The following is a 21068-nucleotide window of genomic DNA, read 5'->3' as shown; positions in this document are numbered from 1 at the left end:
CATACATTACTCACCCGTCCGCCGCTCGTCAGCGAGAAGCAAGCTTCCCCTGTTACCGCTCGACTTGCATGTGTTAGGCCTGCCGCCAGCGTTCAATCTGAGCCATGATCAAACTCTTCAATTAAAAGTGTTTGATGCTCAAAGAATTAAACTGTTAAAACAATCCGCTTCTGTTCGGCTAACTTTGTCGGCTGCGTTTCAACTCTCCTCGCCGTACCTAAGTACTGTCTCGGAAATTTTCAACTGGCCTTCGCGTTATCCTTCCACAATCGAATTGTTATTTGTTAATAGATATAAATATCAATTAACGTGTTAGTCACTCTTCAAGACTTTAACTTCAAATAATACATTTTTGATAGTGTCTTGTGAGTGCCCACACAGATTGTCTGATAAATTGTTAAAGAGCGCTGCAACTCATCTTTCGATGTCGACACTAAATTCTGTGAATCAGGTCGTTGTTGCGAGGAGCCGTATAATACGTTTTCCTCATGGAGAGTCAAGCTTTTTTTTCGCTTATCTTTTCAGATTCTCTCGCTGCCGTTTCAGTGTTCATCGCGCTTTGCGTTGTCTTGTTCCCGGTCAGTGGATGCGCATTATAGGGAGTCAGAGAATTCTAGCAAGTGTTTTTTTGAAAAACTTTTTCAACCGCTGACTTATTACCCAAAACGCCTATTTTTTGATTCTTTTTAAAGCTTCTGGTAGCTCTGCGATGCTATTTATAACAATATCCGCACTCGAAATTGCTTCATCAGTTATTTTTTGACCACTTTTAACCAGTACAGTCGTACCGACATGTGCTGCTTTCCCTGCTTGTATATCAGCAAGTTTATCGCCAACCATAATAGAGGCAGCCATATCGATATCTAAAACTGATTGTGCATCTAGTAACATACCCGGTTTTGGCTTACGGCAATTACACTCTTCTCGGTATTCTTCTATTGTTGCTTCAGGATGATGAGGACAAAAATAAATTCCATCAAGTTCTACGTCTCTATCTGCCAGCGACCAATCCATCCATTCCGTTAATTGCATAAATTGATCTTCAGTATAAACACCACGACCAATGCCTGATTGATTAGTGACTACAACGAGTGCATAACCCATTTTTTTCAATTCAGCCATAGCTTCAATAGCACCTTCGATAAATTGAAAGTCATCTATTTTATGCACATAGCCGTGATCGATATTAATTGTACCGTCTCTATCTAAGAAAATTGCTGGTATACCTTTACTCACCTGTTTGCTCCTCTAACTTGAATGTTTTTTAGTATCTCACGAAAAGAAAATAAATGAGAATAGAATAAATAGATCAAACTTTATTGACTTAGACGTCTAGACGCCTTAACATCCAAGTATATTAGATACACTATCTAAATAACTATTTTGGTAAAAGTCAGAAAACATAAATGATAAAGCTCTCAAATATAAATAAAGTTTTCCAGCAAGGAAGCCGTAACATTCAGGCGCTAACGAATATTAGCCTGCATGTACCTGCTGGTCAGATATATGGCGTCATTGGTGCATCAGGGGCTGGAAAGAGTACGCTCATTCGTTGTGTAAACATGCTTGAACGTCCAACATCAGGCCAAGTGATTGTAGATGGTCAAGATTTGACTGCACTACCTGAAAAATCAATAACAAGAGCGCGTCGCGGTATTGGCATGATTTTCCAACACTTTAACTTATTATCATCACGTACTGTTTTCGATAATATTGCACTACCTCTTGAGTTGGACAATACACCTAAAAATAAAATTAAAGAGCGTGTTAATGAATTACTTGAACTGGTTGGCTTGACTGATAAAAAAGACGCATATCCAGCAAACCTTTCAGGGGGACAAAAACAACGTGTTGCTATTGCTCGCGCACTTGCGAACTCCCCTAAAGTTTTACTCTGTGACGAAGCAACCAGTGCATTAGATCCTGCAACTACTCGTTCTATCCTTGAGTTGCTTAAAGATATTAATCGTAGATTAGGATTAACTATTTTACTTATCACTCATGAAATGGATGTTGTAAAACGTATTTGTGATCAAGTTGCAGTCATCAGTGATGGTCAATTAATTGAGCAAGATAAAGTCAGCGCAGTTTTCTCCCATCCGAAAACGCCTATTGCTCAAGCATTTATTAAATCAACTTTAGTTATTGATATTCCTGATGACTATAAAGAGCGTCTGAAAAATGAACCAGCTCAAGATTTATCACCATTATTAAAACTTGAGTTCACAGGCCAATCTGTTGACGCACCTTTAATTTCAATGGTGGTTCGTAAATTTGACATTGATATTAATATATTAAGCTCGCAAATTGATTACGCAGGTGGTGTCAAATTCGGCGTGATGTTAGCAGAATTACACGGCGTTAATGGTGGAATTGAATCCACAATTGAATTTTTAAAAGAACACCATGTAAAAGTAGAGGTTTTAGGGTATGTCTGAGGGAATGATTGCACTGCTTATATCAGGAACGATTGATACGATTATCATGACCATCGTTTCTGCCATTTTAGGCTTCATTATGGGTGTACCTACTGGTGTTTTGCTATTTATTACACGTCGTGGGCAAGTGATGGAAAATACGCTTCTTTATAGTGTCATTTCATCTGTAGTGAATATTTTCCGTTCCATTCCATTTATTATTTTATTAGTTTGGATAAGCCCATTTACCAAATTTCTTGTTGGGTCAGCTATTGGAATAGAAGGTGCGATAGTCCCGTTGACTGTTGGTGCAATTCCTTTTATAGCACGCATGGTAGAAAATGCATTATTAGAAGTTCCAAGTGGCCTAATTGAAGCTTCAAGAGCAATGGGTGCAACCCCATTACAAATTATTAGAAAGGTTTTATTACCTGAATCATTACCTGGGATCATTAACGCAGCAACGATTACCTTAATTATGTTAGTCGGCTATTCCGCAATGGGTGGTGCTGTTGGTTCAGGTGGTTTAGGACAAATTGCAATGCAGTACGGCTACTACACTTATAATCCAATGATTATGAATACCGTTCTTGTGTTGTTAATTATCTTAGTATTCATCATTCAATTTAGTGGTGAATATTTAATGAAGAAAGTGTCACATAGATAGTCTGTAAAAATAGCAGCGCCGTTAGGGTGCTATAAATGAAAGTGTTTATAGGGGTCAATTATGTCTATCAAGTTAAAATCTATTGCAGTAGTCGGCGCGCTATTAGGCTCATTAGTTCTTGTTGGCTGTGGCGAAAAAGAAAAAGATCCAAATAGTATTAAAGTCGGTGTGATTATGGGCAAAGAGTTAGAAGTTGCTGAAGTTGCACAAAAAGTCGCTAAAGAAAAATATGGCTTAAATGTTGAGTTAGTTGCATTTAATGATTTTGTTTTACCAAACGAAGCTTTAAGTAAAGGTGATATTGATGCGAATGCATTCCAACATAAACCTTATCTTGAACAACAAATTAAAGACCGTAACTATAAATTAGTGCCAGTAGGTAATACGTTTATTTACCCAATTGCAGCTTACTCTAAACAAATTAAATCTGTTGATGAACTAGCTGATGGAGCACAAGTCGCTCTACCAAATGACCCAACTAATTTAGGCCGTTCTTTATTACTGCTGCAACAGCAAGGCTTAATTAAATTAAAAGATGGCACAGGTTTGATGCCAACTGTTTTGGATGTTGTTGAAAATCCAAAAGGCTTAAAATTTGTTGAGTTAGAAGCACCACAACTACCTCGTTCACTTGATGACCAAAAAATCGCATTGGCAATCATCAATACCACTTGGGCAAGTAGTGCAACACCAAAATTGACTCCAGCAAAAGATGGTTTATTTGTTGAAGATAAAGATTCACCTTATGTAAACGTTATTGTTGCTCGTGAAGATAATAAAGATAGCGAGAATGTGAAGAAGTTTATTCAAGCATATCAATCAAATGAAGTAGCAAGTAAAGCAAATGAAGTCTTTGATGGTGGTGCAGTTAAAGGCTGGTAATCTTTTATATTGGTAAAAAACTGTTTAATATACTAGATGGCTTCGTGCCATCTAGTATTTTTTGTAATATAGATAAACTACATATAGCGAAGAAATTTTATAAACATATAAGAAAGGTATAATTTATGAGACTGTTATTGCTCACCTTAGCAGCTTTTGTTTTAGCTGGGTGTGGAATTAATCAATACACGAGTCCAGGGCAAAATAAAGGTTTCTCTAGTATGAAATTGTCTAAACCAGTGCCTAGCGTTACTAAAGCAGACACAGCCAATGTAAAACTAATGAATAGCCCTGAGGAATTGTTAGGAATGCCCTTTAAAGATTTAGGGGTTGTCTCAGGTGAATCATGCAGAGAAAGTGTTCAAAGCCCACCAGCAAACCTTAATTCAGCAAAAACAAGTATGCTAACTCAAGCAGCCTACATTGCTGCTGATGCCGTGCTATTACACCAGTGTCAAACCATGACTTCGCCAGGCTGTTATCAAGCAACAATCTGCGAAGGTAGTGCACTACAAATTGTTGAATAATCAAAAATGCAATCTTTCCAATTTAATGCCATTGGGCATATAGAGTCACCATATAAGGAAAAGTTTGCCATTCCACGCCAACCTGGACTTGTTCCAGGTGGCTCTGGACGACTACATTTACACCCTCCTTTCAATGACCAAAACGCAATCAGGGGATTAACCCAATTTAGTCATATTTGGGTATTATTTGTTTTCCATCAAACCATGGAAGGGGGTTGGAAACCTTTAGTTCGCCCGCCAAGACTTGGTGGTAATGAAAAGCTTGGCGTATTTGCAACACGTTCAACTTTTAGACCTAACCCAATTGGTATGTCGCTTGTTGAACTCAAGGGTGTTATTACAAAAAATAATCAAGTCATCTTAGAGCTTGGTAGCCTTGATCTTGTTGATGGAACGCCAGTCATTGATATTAAACCGTACTTGCCTTTTGCTGAGGCAATTACAACGGCTGAAGCTGGATATGCGCAAGATGCCCCATCAGATAACATGCACGTTATTTTTAGTTCTCAAGCACAAAAAGAGCTGCAAATATATCAAAATGAATATCCTGGGCTTGCGCAATTTATCGAACAAGTGTTAATGCAAGACCCTCGTCCTGCTTATAAAAAACAATCAACTGAAATTCGTGATTATGCAGTTCATCTACTCGATTTTAATGTTCGTTGGCGCGTCATTGATAGCGTGACTGAAGTATTCTCCATCGAACGTAATGAAAAAAACATTTAACCCCTTTTGACAATTCACCGTCACTGGTAGACTAGCTCTCTATAATGCTGCATAGCAGCCATAATTTATTTGGTAAGCACGCCGCCTACCAAAATTTGTTGTTCTAATGGAACCTATACAATGCGTACTAGCAAATATCTGCTCTCAACTCTAAAAGAGACCCCTGCGGATGCAGAAGTTATCAGTCATAAACTGATGCTGCGTGCAGGAATGATCCGTAAACTTGCTTCTGGTCTTTATGACTGGCTACCCACAGGTGTGCGTGTTCTGCGTAAAGTAGAAAATATCGTTCGTGAAGAAATGGAAAATGCAGGCGCTATTGAGGTGTCATTACCTGTCGTGCAACCTGCTGACTTATGGCAAGAGAGTGGACGTTGGGAGCAATATGGTCCTGAATTACTGCGTTTTGCTGATCGTGGAGAACGCCCTTTCGTTCTTGGCCCTACCCATGAAGAAGTCATTACAGATTTAGTTCGAAATGAAATTACGTCTTATAAACAGCTTCCTTTGAATCTGTTTCAAATCCAAACTAAGTTTCGTGATGAAGTTCGCCCACGTTTTGGTGTAATGCGTTCACGTGAATTTATTATGAAAGATGCATATTCCTTTCATATAAATCAAGAATCACTACAAGAAACTTACGATGAAATGTATGCGGCTTATAGCAAAATTTTCACCCGTATTGGCTTTGATTTCCGTGCAGTTTTAGCAGATACCGGCTCTATTGGCGGCAGTGCCTCTCATGAATTCCAAGTTCTTGCACAAAGTGGTGAAGATGATGTTGTTTTCTCAACAGAGTCTGATTTTGCGGCGAATATTGAATTTGCAGAAGCCGTTGCTCCAGCGATTGAGCGTGCAGCACCAACTGAAGAAATGCGTCTTATCGACACGCCAAATGCAAAAACGATTGCTGAACTGGTAGAACAATTCCAGTTACCGATAGAAAAAACAGTTAAAACACTGATTGTTCATGCAAAAGAAGATTCGGGTCATACATTAGTTGCATTGTTAATTCGTGGCGACCACGAACTTAATGAAATCAAGGCTGAGAAACATCCTTTAGTTGCCAGCCCACTGGAATTTGCAACTGAAGAAGAGATCAAAAAAGCCGTTAATGCAGGCCCAGGTTCTTTAGGCCCAATCAATATGCCATTACCTATCGTCATTGACCGTAGTGTCGCTGTAATGAGTGATTTTGGGGCCGGTGCTAATATTGATGGTAAACACTATTTTGGTATCAACTGGCAACGTGACCTAACATTACCTAGTACTTTTGATTTACGTAATGTGGTTGAAGGTGATGCTAGCCCAGATGGCAAAGGAACATTGCTCATTAAACGTGGTATTGAAGTTGGTCATATATTCCAACTTGGAACAAAATATTCCGAGGCTATGAAAGCGTCAGTGCAAAACGAAGAAGGCCACAACCAAATCGTTACTATGGGTTGTTATGGTATCGGTGTAACACGTATTGTTGCTGCCGCTATCGAACAAAGCCATGATGAGCGCGGAATTATTTGGCCAGATGCCATTGCACCATTCCAAGTAGCTATTTTACCGATGAATATGCATAAATCATATCGCGTTAAAGAAGTTGCTGAGAAAATGTACGCAGATCTAAAAGCACAAGGTATTGATGTGATTTTTGATGATAGGAAAGAGCGTCCAGGCGTGATGTTTGCTGACATGGAACTGATTGGTGTCCCATATACTATTGTTATTGGTGACCGTAATTTAGATAACAATCAGATTGAATACAAAGCTCGCCGTAGTGATGATAAAGAACTCGTTGGTCTTGATAATGTAGTGACTTTCCTAAAAGGAAAACTGGCCTCGTGCCTGAAAAAGTAACTGATTAACGATCTAAATTAATAAAATTAAAAAAGCCCGAACTCAAGATAATTGATAATATTTATCATCTATTAGAGTTTGGGCTTATTATTAAAGATCTAAATACGAACCAAGTTTAAAACCACGTTCTAAAATTTGAGCATTTAGCGCTGCTGACGTTAACACATCTAGTTCAATTAACCGCTGATAAGCATAATTACTTTTCAATAACGCATTATCAATATATGCAGGATGGCTCATCACTTCAATTGAACTATCTCCACGTTGTTTTGACTCATCAAGTATCTTAAGAAATAAAGATTCTGTAATTTCATCGCCATAAAAATCACTACTAAAATAATCCGTACTCGTGACCGAATAAGACATTGGTGGCCAATTTTTTTCTAATTGGCGATCAACCCGCAGGGCAATGCCTTTTTCTTGTGCAAAATTAACAACAATAGGAAAAATACCCGCGAGCATATGAACGTGGTGATGACTATCAATATGACTTGGTTTTCGACCAAACACTTGTACAAAATAATCATATTGACGATGTAATTCTTGCTCAATTTCGTCTAATGCTAATTCACTCGAATCTATCTCCCATAGCCACTTACCTAACATTCCCTCGCGGGTTAATGATGGTATCGATGATAATGGCGTTCCAGCAGTTAATACAAAATGCATACCAACTGCTAGCGTAGGATATTCATGGCTTAATTTAGCCGCATGGAATATACCAGGCATATTCATCATCGCACTTGTCGAATGAACAATACCATTTCGATGAGACTCAATAATGCCATAATTAACTGCCTGACATAGCCCAAAATCATCGGCATTAACAATCAATAACGATGTCATTATTATTTCCTTCTATTTACCCAGATAACTAGCTTTACCGCTAATAATCGTATTTACTTTTCTTGCTCAAGCTGCTTTATTGCTTTTTCAAATTTAGGAAGATGCTTTTTATGTGCAATTACCAACTCTTTTGCTATTTGACGAGCATCTTTGTCTGAATGTATTAAAGGATTAAGGTTCATTGCTAATAAAATATCATTAAAGTCGCCATTAGTTGCAGCGCGACTTGTCGCAATTTCAAAACCTTTGATAGTGTAAATAAGCCCAAGCACTTTATCATCAAAATGTGTGATTCTAGTGTGTGGTGTCGCACCATTACGCCCTAAAGTACAGGTCATTTCTACAGTCCAGTCTGCTGGAATATTATCAATATTACCTAGATGCGGAATATTTACATAATGTTCAGTATTTTTGTCATTGTAAATTGCATTAATAACTTCACAAGCAGCATCTGAATAATAAGCCCCACCTCGTAATTCTAACTCTTTTGGTTTCACATCTAGCGAAGGATTTTTATAAAGCTCAAATAACTGGTGCTCTATTTTTTGTACAATTTGAGCCCTTGCTCCACCTTTGTAATACTCACCAAGCTCAATCGCCAACATTTCTTTAGGTTTAAAATAATATAATAAATATGAGCATGGTATTAAATTTAATGAACGGATCAGCCCTTCATCAAAGGCTAAATCTGTAATATTTTTAACCGAGTTAGCACTTAATGTTCCCGATGCAATTCCATCTAATAACTCATTAAAACGTGATTTGCCATTAACAATAACGTCTTTAATAAAAACCATATGGTTTAAACCAAATAAGTCGATTGATAATTCGTCTTTATCCGTTAAATTCAGTACATCTGTAATAAACATTTTCATACCAATTGGAATATTACATACCCCAATAAAACGTTTGAAATTTGTATGTCGATAAACGGCTTCTGTGACCATACCAGCTGGATTAGTAAAGTTAATGATCCATGCGTTAGGACATATTTCTTCAACATCTTTTATAATGTCAAAAATAACAGGGATCGTACGTAGTCCTTTAAAAAGGCCACCAGCACCATTAGTTTCTTGCCCTAAATAACCATACTTTAATGGTATTGACTCATCGATTTCTCGCGCTTTTAATTGGCCAACTCGTAACTGAGTTGTCACAAAATCAGCATCTTTCAGCGCTTCTTTACGATCCAGTGTTTTATACACTTTTAATGGAATGTTAGCGTGCTTAACCATTCGCTGACAAAGGTCAAAGATAATATCTAACTTCTCTTTTCCCTCTTCGACATCAACAAGCCATAATTCAGTTATTGGAAGTTCATGATAACGCTTAATGAAACCCTCTAATAGCTCAGGAGTATAACTACTACCACCACCTATAGTAACAATTTTCAATTTTTTAGTCATATTAACTCCATATAACCTTGTATTTTAAGTATAGAAAAGCACACCATTTCTAATTAAAAATGGTTGTGCTCAAAAAATGTAGCTAATTAAAGCTAATTACATCAGTGAATATTTAACCGCCGACACGTTGTTCAACGCTAAAAAGATTTTTTCGGTAATCGCTTGGAGTTAATGATGTTGACTCTTTAAATTTCTTCACGAATAAGCTTGGGCTACTATATCCAGATTCAAAAGCAATATCTGTAATTGTATAATTTGTTATTTCTAATTGTTTTTTTGCAAAATTGATTCGAATATCATTAATAAGTTGCATTGGCGTTTTTCCATAAAAACGTTTAGTAACTCGAGTTAGATACTCTTGAGATTTACCCGTAATTGTAATCATGTTTTGTAATGCACTTTCGCTAAACATAGCAATATCATGCATTTCTTCCAATGTCGTTTTAAGCCACATAGGTGCATCATCTTGCAGGCTTTTTTCACGATAATGACGCAATCTGTTGACCACATTAAATGTCACTAACTCGACAAATTCATTAAATTCACTATCACGAAAGTTTAGTGATGCGATTACTGACTCAATATAAGCCATAAATTCATTTTTTAATTGATACCCTTGAGAGGCAACAAAGCAACTAGGAAGTAATGACAAATAATGTTTGTCAAAAAATGACTTACTTATTCCAACATTTAATACTCGCGTTGCACCAAACTCATAAGAGCTCATATGATTAGAGCCAATTGGTAAAAAAACAAAATCGCCTCTTTCCAATAGAACCCGTTTACCATTAATTATTTGATAGCAGCGTCCAGTTAAAACAATCATATATTCATAATAATCATGTTGATGTAACCCAGTGGCACTTTCAATCTTATTATAAATAACGACATGAAAGGTTTTATTATTAAAAAGCTCACGTTCTTGAACTAATTTAATATCCGCAGCAATGTCTGTTCTATTCATTAATATCTGCATTATAATCTCCTTTCTATCGGTTTGCTTTTTATCTGTTCAACCTTTTAACTATTTATTTTTCCATGAAGCTCAATTAACTCAGTAATTAACTCACGAGCTAACATCGCATTCATTAAATGGTCTTGAGCATGAACAAGCACTAGGCTAACTTTTACTCGCCCTTCACCCATATCGTCTTCAATTAGTTTTGTTTGTACTTTATGTGCTTCATTCAAAGCAGAATGAGATTGCTCCATTAAACTTTTAGCTGTAGCAAAATCACCTTCTTTGGCTTTTTTTAGTGCAGTATAAGCAAGACTTCTAGCTTGCCCAGCATTAATAATTAACCCCATAACAACTTCTTCTAACTCACTTACTGTATCGTCTTGAATATCATCTAATTCAAACATAACTTTATCTCTTTCATAATGGAAAAATATCTTTGTCATATGCAAGTTGCATGGTGATCTACTACATTTCATCACTCAAACTAACTTCGTTTATCACTAACATGCAACTTAACTTATTTTTTGATTAATTCCTCTAGCTTTAAAATTTCAATGAATTAGCAATATCTTCTTCACTTTCTTCTTCATCAATCGTGTTCTGTGCCTTATTCGAGATGACAACAAATGGTAAGTAAACTAGTACCGCAACACCAAGGTTAAACAAAGCAAGCAATAGAGCGGCAACGCTACCATTAGTGTTAAAGAATGCAGCTAGTCCTGTTGGCATTGTCCAAGGTGCAATATTTGTGATCGGCGGGATAATCCCTAAGTAATAAGCGGCGACCATAATTCCTGCGAGTAAAGGTTGAATAAGAAGAAATGGGATAAACATTACAGGGTTCATGATAATCGGCAGTCCAAAAATAATAGGCTCATTAATTTGGAATATACCCGCGGGTAGTGCCAACTTAGCAACTTGACGATGATCAGCACGTCGTGATGCAATAAAGATAGCAATAATTAACCCAAGCGTTGCCCCTGTACCCCCTAAGAATACGTAAGAATCCAACATAGGCTTAGCCCACATATGGAATGACTTACCCGCAGCGATTGCGGCATCTACCGAACCGTATTCAGCATATAAGGAGACGTTTTCTAATGCCCATGGCGTCATAATACCGCTATCAAGTGCCGTTAATGCCAACGAACCATGAATACCAAAAAACCATAATAGTGATGTGAATACCACATATGCCCAGCCGACAACGTTACCCATTGAGGCGAGTGGTGTTGAAACTGAATCCATGATTATTTGGTGAAAGTTAGTACTAATACCACTCAATGACCATGAAATTATCCCCATAATAGATAGGATAATAAAACCAGGAATTAATGCAGAGAATGAACGAGCAACTGAAGGAGGAACGCTATCAGGTAATTTAATGACCCAGTTACGACGCACTATGAAGGTAAACATTTCGGCCACAACTAATCCCAAAATAATACCTGAAATAATATTTGCACCACCAAGCCAATTAGCACCAACAGCATAAGCACCATTAACTTCATAAGGCGTTACGGTCATAAATGAAGCTATAGCAAGCAGACCTGCAGCGAGTGGATCAACCTTGCGTTCTTCAGCTAATGCCATCGCAATAAAAAAAGGTGTCATCAATGACATAATACCGAGGGTTCCGTTATAGACATTCCCCCCAATTCCTTTAAATCCATTAATTGTTTCTATCGTACTCGGTTCTAATCGAACCCCCATAGAATAGAAAAACGACCCGACATCAAAGCTAAGAAAAACGTTATTAATAAGAACAAACATTGCCCCAACTAAAGTCAGTGGCATAATACGAATAAAACCATTCTTTATTGCATTAACATGAGGCTGCTTTCCCAATCTTACCGCGAATGGGAGGAGTGCCTTTTCAAGCGAATTTATTGCGAGACTCATAAGAATACCCTCAATTTTTGAGTGTGCTCCATTTTCTAGTGACAACCCTGTAGTGATAGTCTCATAGTGATGGAGTCATTATTTAGTAGAGGTAGTAAGTAGCTCTCTAAGTTTAATTTGTCGTTTTATTTTTAATTGCTGCAACTGCGGCTTTTAATACACCAAGACCATCAACTTTCCCATACAATAACGAGTCGATAACCACAACAGGTTTACTCGGTAATAACTTTTGAATATCGTCTAACATCCAAGCAATTTGAGGTCCCAGTAACACTAAATCCGCATCAATACCTTTTTCAGCGGCCAAACTTTCTGGGAAGGCCTCAATATTGACTGGAACATCATATTTTTCTGCCTGAATTCTCATTTTGTTAACTAATAGAGAAGTAGACATTCCAGCAGAACAAAATAAGTAGATATTTTTCTTGTTCATTCTTTATCCTTAAGCAGTTCTAATTATTTTTTGGTTTCTTCTGTAATTTATAAATTTTTTTATAGACTTATGTTTTTTTGTCTTAAGCACATAAAGCCACTAAATTACTTCTAGTTGAAGGCAGTATACGTACATTCCCTATTTTTCGATATTTCATTGTTATCTATAATTGTCTCTCATTGACCTATCGCCATGACCCTCTTCACATTTATGCAAATATTTCGCGTCAATTAAAAAGTTATACTGATATCAAAAGCACATCTTTTTTGAAATAAGTAAAAAAATCAGAGTATTTTCATGAATTTTAATTATTTAAACGACAAAAAGGCCCAATGATATAAGCATTGGGCCTTTAAAATTTAGGAGAGTAAGGTTAGATCATTAAATTATTGGCAAGCAGCACTCTTATCAAATTTAGCTTTTCCGGTTGGAATAAGTGCTGAGTCAAACTGACCATCTTCCATAGAAGGGCGTACTGAATAATAACCTTCCACCTCAACGTATACAGGTGTGCCACCTTCTACACCTGTTTCACTATAGCCTTTTTCGAGTTCAATACCTGATACGGAATATTGACGGCCAGACTCACATTCAGTAAATACTGCCGCATCCGCCATGTAACGGTATTGCCCCACTTTTTTGCTTGGTGTGACTTGATTTAAGGTATAATTCATCTGTGTTTCAATAGGATTGCCTTCCAAATCAAGTAAAGTGACCGATTTACCATCTGCTGCTTTAGCAAAATAAGTTAGGTCATTTTTTTCATTCGTTAAGCGTAATTTTTCACCGTCCACATCCCATTTACCTGCATCATGGAATGCACGATTACCTTCTTTTGTACCCATATAAATCAACTGCTCGACGTAACTGCCATCTTGGTTAACTAACAGAGTTGCCTCAATACCAGAACAGTCTGCACAAGGGATAACGCCAGTATATGCATTATCAATTTGTGCTGTATTTGGATTTTTCGCTGCACTTTGACAACCAGCTAATGTAACTGTACCGACCGCCATTAAGACTAATAATAGTGACTTATTCATTATAATTCCCTTGTGAACATTCATGTTTAACTCTTTAACTAATAACAACATCGTATCATCTCGGGCAGCAAAAAGATGGGGCACATAAGATAATTAGGACATTACTGATAAAATACGTCATTCATTAATTTAATGAATAAGAATTGTCTTTTTCATCTAGCGCCGATTATAGTTATTAAAATTACTATGCTATTATCGTATTAAGCATGTTTTTGCTTGATACAAAATGTTCAAGGCGGCAATAACCGCCACTAACACAGTGGTGAGGGAATATGTCTACAGATACTGAATATCAACCTATCAATTGTGATGATTACGAATATCTAGAAATCGCATGCCAACGCCAGTTGAAGTTACAGATTAAACTTAATGGCGGAGAGAATATTGAAGGGCAAGCCAGTGATTTGCTTCTGCGTAAAAAAGTAGAATACCTGATTGTTGAAACACATGATGGCACAATGGAGCTACGTTTGGATTGTATTAATACCTTCAGTCATCCTGAAATCGGCACGATAATTGTCGACCACTCTCACTAATACTCGCAGTTGAGTTCTTCTATGCCCCTTATGATGGTCACAGTCATAAGGGGTTTCTCATTCTAGTCATTACAACGGTATTTGAAATTCATCATTTTTTTGCCAATCAATCGCAATACCGAGTTGTTCTTCGCCAATATAACCCGCTGGCGTCACAAAGCATCCTACCGCTGTAATTAACTCATCATTATAATAAACCAAAGGTGTCCGCTCACGCATCCAAGGTGCAATACCTAATTCCTGCCATATTTTTTTACTATTTCGAGAATGAGTACGGCCTACAATGTTAATAATTCCTTGTAAACCAAAGCGCACTGTCACTTTTTCATGTTGATATGGTGGACGGATTTGTCCCTGCCCTTGCATAATATAGAGCTTACCAAGGGATTCAGGCAAAATGAAACTTTCTGGATAATTCCAATCATATTGTTTATTCGCTAACGAACTAATACGCCTGACGATCCACAAAGCGCTTTGATAACGTCTTATTTCAACATTTCCTAACCGACAAATAGGCTCCGCATCTTGACGTGCTAATGCGACTTCCTGCCAAATACGCTGTAATTGGTTAAAAGGTGGCATCGGTAATTGATGTAAACCTATCCAACGACGAATTAACGCATTTCTTTTTGCGATTGAGCAATCATGCAAACTATCAATAAATAAGCCACCACGATAATCCATCATTTCATCGAGAATATCTTGCAATAGCTCATCAAGTAACGATTCTTGCTCGGCGCACAAAGAAGCGCTACGCGCTATCGCACTCGGGAAATGTGGCCAACGAGCTGATAATAATGGCATTATACGTAATCGAAGATAATTTCGATCATATTTATCGTCTTGATTACTGTCGTCTTCAACCCAACGTAATTGATTGTCTTGAACATAGTGTTCTAAATTAACACGAGCAATCGACAATAAAGGGCGCAGTAAATACGTTGTGCCGGCTGTTATAGCAAAAGGTAATAATTCAGGCATGGATGATAATCCTGCCGGGCCACTTCCACGTTTAAGCGCTAACATAAACGTCTCCGCTTGGTCATCTAAATGCTGCGCTGTAACAATAATTTCATCATCGAGTAACTCGTCTCGATAAGCTTGATAACGAGCCTCTCGTGCTGCGGCTTCCAATCCATTGTTGGCAGGATCAACCAAAACATGGCAACAAATAAAAGGGATATCCCATTGTTGACATAATAAAGCACAATGAGCCTCCCAAGAATCTGCTTTAATATTCAAACCGTGGTGGACATGAATTGCTCGAATTTGTAGTGATGGATGGCAAGTTTTTTTTATTTGATAAAGGGCATGTAGTAGGACAGTTGAATCAATACCACCGCTGAATCCAACGAGTATTTTTTTAAAATCGCCAATTTTACTGAATACCTGCTCAATAATGAGCTGTGATTGCTTATCCATTACTTGTCCTTACCCACTAATTTTTCTATTTTTTACCAAAACCAACACATAAAATCCCAGAGATGATCACTAATACTATTCCAATAATATATGCCATCTCAAAAGGGTCACTTAAAATTAAAACTAACCAAATCACCGATAATACTGGAGATAAGAAAACTATTGATGCAATTTTTGCCGAGTGACCTGTATTCATCGCCTTAAACCATAAAATATAGGATACTCCATTGATCAAGACACCGTTAATTATTGTAGGCCACAGCGATGCTTCTGACGGGAGTTGTATTTCGCTAAATAAAAATAATAAAGCCAGTGAAGTTAACGTAGAAAAAATAAATAACCAGACAGTACTAATATAAGGATCGATAGAATATCGGCGAGAAAATACAGACATCAAAGCAAAACAACATGCACCACTAAATACCAGTAAAAGAGCCGTTGGGTTTTCCACTTGTAGCTGAGTAATTTGTCCTTTAGTAAACGTGATGATAACAGCAATAAAACCAATCACCACGCCTATAATCTGCCGTCCTGCTAATTTGTCTTTTAATAAAAAAACCGATAATAAAATAATCACTAAAGGCCAACTATATTGAATAACAAGCACTGCAATGCCATTTTCAATAGAATAGCCATAGTATAAAAGTAGATAAAATAGACAATCAAGAACACCGAGAACAAATACTTTGATTAAAATATCAACAGAAAGAATGAATAATTTAGTTGGTTTATAGCCAGCAAGCAAAGCAACAAATATGACCGAAATTGCTGAAATGAGATTAGACCAAAATAAAAATTGAAAGCTATCCATACCATCTTGTCCAAAACGCGACACAATAGGGATAAAGCTCCATATTAGTACGCACACTAATGCATAGATCAAATAATTATATTGGCGCATTGCCAGCCCTTCTGCATGTGATTGCAAGCAAATAAAAAACGGGAGCTGGTAAAACCATACTCCCGTTTTTTAGTAGAATTAATTATTAAAAATCAGCAATAACCATAGTCCATCAGACGTTGGTAACGACGATTTTTTAATGCTTCTTTATCAAATTCATCAAGTGCATCAAGATCTTCAACAAGACGTGCTTTGAGTGATTCTGCAATAGCATCATAATTACGATGTGCTCCACCTAATGGCTCAGGCACAACATTATCTATTAATTTCAACTCTTTAAGGCGTGGTGCGGTAATTCCCATCGCTTCGGCCGCTAATGGGGCTTTATCTGCACTTTTCCATAAAATAGAAGCACAACCTTCTGGTGAGATAACAGAATAAGTACTGTATTGCAGCATATTCACTTTATCACCAACACCAATAGCTAAAGCGCCACCAGATCCACCTTCACCAATAACAGTACAGATAACAGGAACGGATAGGCGTGACATTTCACGTAGATTACGTGCAATCGCTTCAGATTGACCGCGTTCTTCTGCACCAACACCTGGATATGCGCCTGGTGTGTCGATGAAAGTAATAATAGGGAGATTAAAACGTTCTGCAAGTTCCATCAGGCGCAGTGCCTTACGATAACCTTCTGGTGCAGGCATACCAAAGTTACGACGGATTTTTTCTTTTGTTTCACGCCCTTTTTGATGACCAATAATCATGACTGGACGGCCATCTAAACGAGCCATTCCCCCCACGATAGCTTTATCATCAGCGTATGCACGGTCCCCTGCTAATTCCTGAAAATCAGTAAATATACGTGGAATATAATCCAAAGTATAAGGACGACGTGGATGTCGAGCGAGCTTAGCAATTTGCCATGCTCCCAGATCAGAGAAGATTTTACGTGTTAGCTCAACACTTTTTTCACGTAAACGTGCAACCTCTTCATCCAGGTTGATTTCTAAATTGTTATCTTGACGACTAACTGCAGTTAGGGAATCAATTTTCGCCTCTAATTCAGCAATTGGCTGTTCAAAATCAAGAAAATCCAGACTCATAATATTCCTATTTTAGTCAAATTCTAATTCTACCTGCTCATTACCCAGCAGAGTTCGAAGAGCGTTCAGAAGGGGATCCACGGGTGTCACACGCCAAACAACGCCAAATTTAAGTTTGGCTCTGGCATCATCCTTCTGATAATACAAATGAACTGGGATCGTTCCTGAACGGTGAGGTTCAAGAGTGCTGCGAAGCCGGTTCAACAATTGATCGTTAATTTGTTTATCTGACAGTGATATCGCAAGTCCGCGTGCGTATTTTTCTCTTGCTTCACCAAGATCCATTAATTCACGCACTGTCATTTTATTACCACCGTTAAAATCATCAAAGCTGACCTGACCGGTGACTATCAGGATATTATCTTTTTCCAGCATATGTTGGTATTTATCTAACGCATCAGAAAATAGCATAATATCCAAACGACCGGAACGATCATCAAGTGTACAGATACCAATTCTATTTCCACGTTTAGTTGTAATGACTTTAGCTGAAAGTACTAAACCTACCACAGTTGTCATTTGACCACGAGGGGTAGGGTTCACATCTTTTAATCTAAGGCCATTAGTGTAGCGTTCAATCTCACTTAAGTAGCGTGTTATTGGATGCCCTGTTAAATAAAGCCCTAATGTTTCTCTTTCACCTTCAAGTACAACTTGCTCTGGCCATTTAGGCACGCTTGCATATGAGCTTTCAACTTGTTCCGGTGCATCAGCAAGAACACCGAACATATCTGCTTGCCCAATAGCTTCCGCTTTCGCATGTTGATCAGCAGCTTTTAATGCATCTTCCAAGGAAGACATCAGCGCTGCACGATGCGGTCCTAAATGATCAAATGCACCCGCCATGATCAGTTTTTCCATCATACGGCGGTTAATTTTTTTAATGTCAACACGAGCACAAAGATCGAAAATCTCTTTGAAGATCCCACCTTCTTGGCGAGCCTCAACGATGGCCTCTATCGGCCCTTCTCCAACCCCTTTAATTGCGCCAATGCCGTAAACTATCTCACCTTCATCATTCACATGGAAGTGATATAAACCACTATTAATATCTGGCGGTAATACCTTTAGTCCCATCCGCCAGCATTCATCAACCAAACCAACAACTTTTTCTGTATTATCCATATCCGCAGTCATTACCGCAGCCATGAATTCAGCAGGATAGTGAGCTTTTAGCCACAAGGTTTGATATGAAACCAATGCATAAGCAGCGGAGTGAGATTTATTAAATCCATAACCGGCAAATTTCTCTACCAAGTCAAAGATTTTCATCGAAAGCTCACCATCAACCCCATTTTTGATAGAACCATCTTCAAAAACAGAACGCTGCTTAGCCATCTCCTCAGGTTTCTTTTTACCCATAGCACGACGCAACATATCTGCGCCGCCGAGTGTGTATCCAGCAAGTACCTGAGCAATTTGCATAACCTGTTCTTGGTATAAAATAATACCATAAGTTGGCTCTAGAACAGGTTTTAATGATTCATGTTGCCATTCGACATCAGGATAAGATATTTCTTCACGACCATGTTTACGGTCAATAAAGTTATCCACCATGCCTGATTGCAGCGGCCCTGGGCGAAAAAGTGCCACAAGGGCTATCATGTCTTCAAAGCTATCAGGCCGCAGGCGCTTAATCAGATCTTTCATACCGCGGGACTCTAACTGGAATACCGCCGTTGTTTCTGAACGCTGTAGCATATCGAAGCTTTTTTGATCCTGTAAAGGAATAGCTGCAATATCAATAGGTTCTAAATTTTTCTTACTACGCCGCGCGTTGATCATTTCCAACGCCCAGTTGATAATCGTGAGTGTACGCAAACCCAAGAAGTCAAATTTTACTAAACCAGCATACTCAACATCATTTTTATCAAATTGAGTAACTGGGTTTTTGCCTTCCGCATCACAATAAAGTGGAGCAAAATCAGTAATTTTTGTTGGTGCGATAACCACACCACCCGCATGTTTACCTGCGTTTCGCGTAACACCTTCCAGTTTACGCGCCATATCTATCAGCGCTCGAACTTCTTCATCTGCTTCATAAACTTCAGGAAGCTGAGGCTCAGCTTCAAATGCTTTTTCCAGTGTCATACCTGGATCAAGAGGGATCAGCTTTGAAATTCGGTCAACGAAACCATAAGGATGCCCAAGAACTCGTCCTACATCACGAATAACTGCTTTTGCGGCCATGGTACCAAATGTAATTATTTGTGATACCGCATCACGTCCATACATTTGAGCGACATGATCAATAACTAGGTCGCGTTTCTCCATACAGAAGTCAACGTCAAAATCGGGCATTGAAACACGTTCTGGGTTGAGAAATCGCTCAAACAGTAGGTCAAATTCTAATGGATCAAGATCCGTAATTTTTAATGCATAAGCGACGAGCGAACCCGCGCCAGAACCACGCCCTGGGCCTACAGGAACGCCATTATCTTTCGACCACTGGATAAATTCCATAACAATAAGAAAGTAACCAGGGAAACCCATTTGATTAATGACATTTAATTCAATTTCTAGACGTTCATCATATTCTTTACGTCTTTCAGCTCTAACTTTTTCATCAGGAAAAAGAAATTCAAGGCGTTCTTCTAAGCCTTTTTGTGAGCACATGACTAAAAAGTCTTCAGTCTTCATTTCCCCCGTAGGGAATTGTGGCAAAAAGTACTCACCAAGACGAATAGTTACATTACAGCGCTTAGCAATCTCTACACTATTTTCTAGTGCTTCAGGGATGTCAGCAAATAGCTCGCACATCTCTTCTTCAGTACGTAAGTATTGCTGAGGACTATAATTTTTAGGCCTTTTAGGATCAACTAACGTAAAACCATCATGAATTGCAACACGAATTTCATGTGCATCAAAGTCGCTACTTTCAAGAAAACACACTTCATTCGTCGCAACAACTGGCAAACCTTTTTTGGCGGCTAGCTCAACAGCAGCATGTAAATAGCTTTCTTCGTCTGATCGGCCTGTTCTTATTAATTCTAAATAGTAGCTATTAGGAAAATGTGCTTCATAAAATTCGAGGCATTCATCAACTAGAGCTTGATTACCTCGTAGTAAGCACTGGCCTACATCACCTTTACGTCCGCCTGAAAGTAGAATTAAACCTTCTTTATGTTTCGCTAACCAATCACGCTGTATTGTTGGGCCAATAGCACCATAACCTTTTTGATAAGCTTCAGAAATAAGAAGTGTAAGATTTTGATAACCTTCATTATTCCTAGCAAGCACTGTTAAGTGAGAAATCTCATCACCTAATAGCTCACTTTCAACATAAAAATCTGCACCAATAATAGGTTTAACACCTGCACTATGGGCTGCAGCATAAAATCGAACTAAACCACAAAGGTTAGTAAAGTCAGTAATTGCAAATGCAGGCATCCCCATTGCAGCTACTTTTTTGACTAATGGGCTGGTTTTAGCCAACCCATCTATCATAGAGTAGTCACTATGAACACGTAAGTGAATAAAACGAGGAGAAACCATC

19 protein-coding genes and 1 rRNA gene are annotated in these 21068 nt (G+C 38.1%); 7 read left to right on the top strand and 13 right to left on the bottom strand.

All coding sequences use genetic code 11. From position 1 onward, the window contains the following. Together AAZR93_RS12580 and gmhB are read right to left on the bottom strand one after the other, a co-directional pair. Window positions 1-124: ribosomal RNA gene (locus AAZR93_RS12580) — 16S ribosomal RNA — on the bottom strand; the annotation flags it as partial. 545 nt (window positions 125-669) lie between these two features. Continuing rightward, the gene (gene gmhB, locus AAZR93_RS12575; RefSeq protein WP_434719980.1) at window positions 670-1236 is read right to left on the bottom strand and encodes a D-glycero-beta-D-manno-heptose 1,7-bisphosphate 7-phosphatase; all 567 of its coding nucleotides are present in this window, start codon (window positions 1234-1236) and stop codon (window positions 670-672) included. Window positions 1237-1406: 170 nt separating this feature from the next. Between gmhB and metN the strand changes: the two genes are divergently transcribed. From metN to proS, 6 genes are all read left to right on the top strand, one after another. After that, window positions 1407-2438, top strand: a complete 1032-nt coding sequence (gene metN / locus AAZR93_RS12570) for a methionine ABC transporter ATP-binding protein MetN (RefSeq protein WP_336430536.1) — start codon at window positions 1407-1409, stop codon at window positions 2436-2438. Further along, a complete protein-coding gene (gene metI, locus AAZR93_RS12565; protein WP_294106945.1) occupies window positions 2431-3084 on the top strand; it encodes a methionine ABC transporter permease MetI in 654 nt (217 codons plus the stop codon). Before metN ends, metI begins: the two co-directional genes overlap by 8 nt. A gap of 60 nt (window positions 3085-3144) precedes the next feature. Then, window positions 3145-3966 (top strand): MetQ/NlpA family lipoprotein, encoded by an 822-nt coding sequence (locus tag AAZR93_RS12560; RefSeq protein WP_294106943.1) that lies wholly within the window; start codon window positions 3145-3147, stop codon window positions 3964-3966. A gap of 125 nt (window positions 3967-4091) precedes the next feature. Next, complete coding sequence (rcsF, locus tag AAZR93_RS12555) at window positions 4092-4493, top strand: Rcs stress response system protein RcsF (protein WP_294106941.1); 402 nt, start codon at window positions 4092-4094, stop codon at window positions 4491-4493. Between the two features lie 6 nt (window positions 4494-4499). Then, a complete protein-coding gene (tsaA, locus tag AAZR93_RS12550) occupies window positions 4500-5219 on the top strand; it encodes a tRNA (N6-threonylcarbamoyladenosine(37)-N6)-methyltransferase TrmO (protein WP_294106939.1) in 720 nt (239 codons plus the stop codon). A gap of 120 nt (window positions 5220-5339) precedes the next feature. Then, entirely contained in the window at window positions 5340-7070 is a 1731-nt protein-coding gene (gene proS / locus AAZR93_RS12545) for a proline--tRNA ligase (RefSeq protein WP_434719979.1), read from the top strand. A gap of 90 nt (window positions 7071-7160) precedes the next feature. Here the strand turns inward: proS and chbG are convergent, their stop codons facing one another. From chbG to nlpE, 7 genes are all read right to left on the bottom strand, one after another. Next, window positions 7161-7916 (bottom strand): chitin disaccharide deacetylase, encoded by a 756-nt coding sequence (chbG, locus tag AAZR93_RS12540; RefSeq protein WP_434719978.1) that lies wholly within the window; start codon window positions 7914-7916, stop codon window positions 7161-7163. 53 nt (window positions 7917-7969) lie between these two features. Further along, window positions 7970-9322: a 6-phospho-beta-glucosidase gene (locus tag AAZR93_RS12535; protein WP_434719977.1), complete on the bottom strand. Its 1353-nt coding sequence runs from the start codon at window positions 9320-9322 to the stop codon at window positions 7970-7972. Between the two features lie 112 nt (window positions 9323-9434). Next, entirely contained in the window at window positions 9435-10298 is an 864-nt protein-coding gene (gene chbR / locus AAZR93_RS12530) for a transcriptional regulator ChbR (protein WP_434719976.1), read from the bottom strand. 44 nt (window positions 10299-10342) lie between these two features. Beyond that, window positions 10343-10687 (bottom strand): PTS N,N'-diacetylchitobiose transporter subunit IIA, encoded by a 345-nt coding sequence (gene chbA / locus AAZR93_RS12525; RefSeq protein ID WP_294106930.1) that lies wholly within the window; start codon window positions 10685-10687, stop codon window positions 10343-10345. A 139-nt stretch (window positions 10688-10826) separates the two neighbouring features. Next, window positions 10827-12185 (bottom strand): PTS N,N'-diacetylchitobiose transporter subunit IIC, encoded by a 1359-nt coding sequence (gene chbC / locus AAZR93_RS12520; protein WP_294106929.1) that lies wholly within the window; start codon window positions 12183-12185, stop codon window positions 10827-10829. Between the two features lie 112 nt (window positions 12186-12297). Further along, window positions 12298-12618: a PTS sugar transporter subunit IIB gene (locus AAZR93_RS12515; protein ID WP_434719975.1), complete on the bottom strand. Its 321-nt coding sequence runs from the start codon at window positions 12616-12618 to the stop codon at window positions 12298-12300. 386 nt (window positions 12619-13004) lie between these two features. Continuing rightward, on the bottom strand, window positions 13005-13661 hold the full coding sequence (gene nlpE, locus AAZR93_RS12510; protein WP_434719974.1) for an envelope stress response activation lipoprotein NlpE: 657 nt from the start codon (window positions 13659-13661) through the stop codon (window positions 13005-13007). A gap of 272 nt (window positions 13662-13933) precedes the next feature. Between nlpE and rof the strand changes: the two genes are divergently transcribed. Then, the gene (gene rof, locus AAZR93_RS12505) at window positions 13934-14197 is read left to right on the top strand and encodes a Rho-binding antiterminator (RefSeq protein WP_294106924.1); all 264 of its coding nucleotides are present in this window, start codon (window positions 13934-13936) and stop codon (window positions 14195-14197) included. A 69-nt stretch (window positions 14198-14266) separates the two neighbouring features. Here rof and tilS read toward each other — a convergent pair whose 3' ends face one another. The 4 genes from tilS to dnaE all read right to left on the bottom strand — a co-directional run bounded on the left by tilS (window position 14267) and on the right by dnaE (window position 21067). Further along, window positions 14267-15619 carry a tRNA lysidine(34) synthetase TilS gene (gene tilS, locus AAZR93_RS12500; RefSeq protein WP_434719973.1) on the bottom strand — a complete coding sequence of 451 codons (1353 nt, stop codon included), beginning with the start codon at window positions 15617-15619 and terminating at the stop codon, window positions 14267-14269. Between the two features lie 25 nt (window positions 15620-15644). Beyond that, window positions 15645-16520 (bottom strand): DMT family transporter, encoded by an 876-nt coding sequence (locus tag AAZR93_RS12495; RefSeq protein ID WP_434719972.1) that lies wholly within the window; start codon window positions 16518-16520, stop codon window positions 15645-15647. Window positions 16521-16612: 92 nt separating this feature from the next. Next, complete coding sequence (accA, locus tag AAZR93_RS12490) at window positions 16613-17572, bottom strand: acetyl-CoA carboxylase carboxyl transferase subunit alpha (protein WP_336430525.1); 960 nt, start codon at window positions 17570-17572, stop codon at window positions 16613-16615. 12 nt (window positions 17573-17584) lie between these two features. Continuing rightward, entirely contained in the window at window positions 17585-21067 is a 3483-nt protein-coding gene (dnaE, locus tag AAZR93_RS12485) for a DNA polymerase III subunit alpha (RefSeq protein ID WP_434719971.1), read from the bottom strand. Between the last annotated feature and the right edge of the window lies 1 nt (window position 21068).

The sequence above is a fragment of the Providencia sp. Je.9.19 genome (genome assembly GCF_051129765.1).
In the GTDB taxonomy this organism is placed as follows: domain Bacteria; phylum Pseudomonadota; class Gammaproteobacteria; order Enterobacterales; family Enterobacteriaceae; genus Providencia.
Note: the sequence above shows the minus strand (reverse complement) of the source record. Positions and strands in the feature narration are given on the sequence as shown.

Excerpts from the sequence above, each read along its gene's own strand:
- metN (WP_336430536.1), top strand. The coding sequence starts at position 1,407 with ATGATAAAGCTCTCAAATATAAATAAAGTTTTCCAGCAAGGAAGCCGT.
- metI (WP_294106945.1), top strand. The coding sequence starts at position 2,431 with ATGTCTGAGGGAATGATTGCACTGCTTATATCAGGAACGATTGATACG.
- AAZR93_RS12560 (WP_294106943.1), top strand. The coding sequence starts at position 3,145 with ATGTCTATCAAGTTAAAATCTATTGCAGTAGTCGGCGCGCTATTAGGC.
- rcsF (WP_294106941.1), top strand. The coding sequence starts at position 4,092 with ATGAGACTGTTATTGCTCACCTTAGCAGCTTTTGTTTTAGCTGGGTGT.
- tsaA (WP_294106939.1), top strand. The coding sequence starts at position 4,500 with ATGCAATCTTTCCAATTTAATGCCATTGGGCATATAGAGTCACCATAT.
- proS (WP_434719979.1), top strand. The coding sequence starts at position 5,340 with ATGCGTACTAGCAAATATCTGCTCTCAACTCTAAAAGAGACCCCTGCG.
- chbG (WP_434719978.1), bottom strand. The coding sequence starts at position 7,916 with ATGACATCGTTATTGATTGTTAATGCCGATGATTTTGGGCTATGTCAG.
- AAZR93_RS12535 (WP_434719977.1), bottom strand. The coding sequence starts at position 9,322 with ATGACTAAAAAATTGAAAATTGTTACTATAGGTGGTGGTAGTAGTTAT.
- chbR (WP_434719976.1), bottom strand. The coding sequence starts at position 10,298 with ATGCAGATATTAATGAATAGAACAGACATTGCTGCGGATATTAAATTA.
- chbA (WP_294106930.1), bottom strand. The coding sequence starts at position 10,687 with ATGTTTGAATTAGATGATATTCAAGACGATACAGTAAGTGAGTTAGAA.
- chbC (WP_294106929.1), bottom strand. The coding sequence starts at position 12,185 with ATGAGTCTCGCAATAAATTCGCTTGAAAAGGCACTCCTCCCATTCGCG.
- AAZR93_RS12515 (WP_434719975.1), bottom strand. The coding sequence starts at position 12,618 with ATGAACAAGAAAAATATCTACTTATTTTGTTCTGCTGGAATGTCTACT.
- nlpE (WP_434719974.1), bottom strand. The coding sequence starts at position 13,661 with ATGAATAAGTCACTATTATTAGTCTTAATGGCGGTCGGTACAGTTACA.
- rof (WP_294106924.1), top strand. The coding sequence starts at position 13,934 with ATGTCTACAGATACTGAATATCAACCTATCAATTGTGATGATTACGAA.
- tilS (WP_434719973.1), bottom strand. The coding sequence starts at position 15,619 with ATGGATAAGCAATCACAGCTCATTATTGAGCAGGTATTCAGTAAAATT.
- AAZR93_RS12495 (WP_434719972.1), bottom strand. The coding sequence starts at position 16,520 with ATGCGCCAATATAATTATTTGATCTATGCATTAGTGTGCGTACTAATA.
- accA (WP_336430525.1), bottom strand. The coding sequence starts at position 17,572 with ATGAGTCTGGATTTTCTTGATTTTGAACAGCCAATTGCTGAATTAGAG.
- dnaE (WP_434719971.1), bottom strand. The coding sequence starts at position 21,067 with ATGGTTTCTCCTCGTTTTATTCACTTACGTGTTCATAGTGACTACTCT.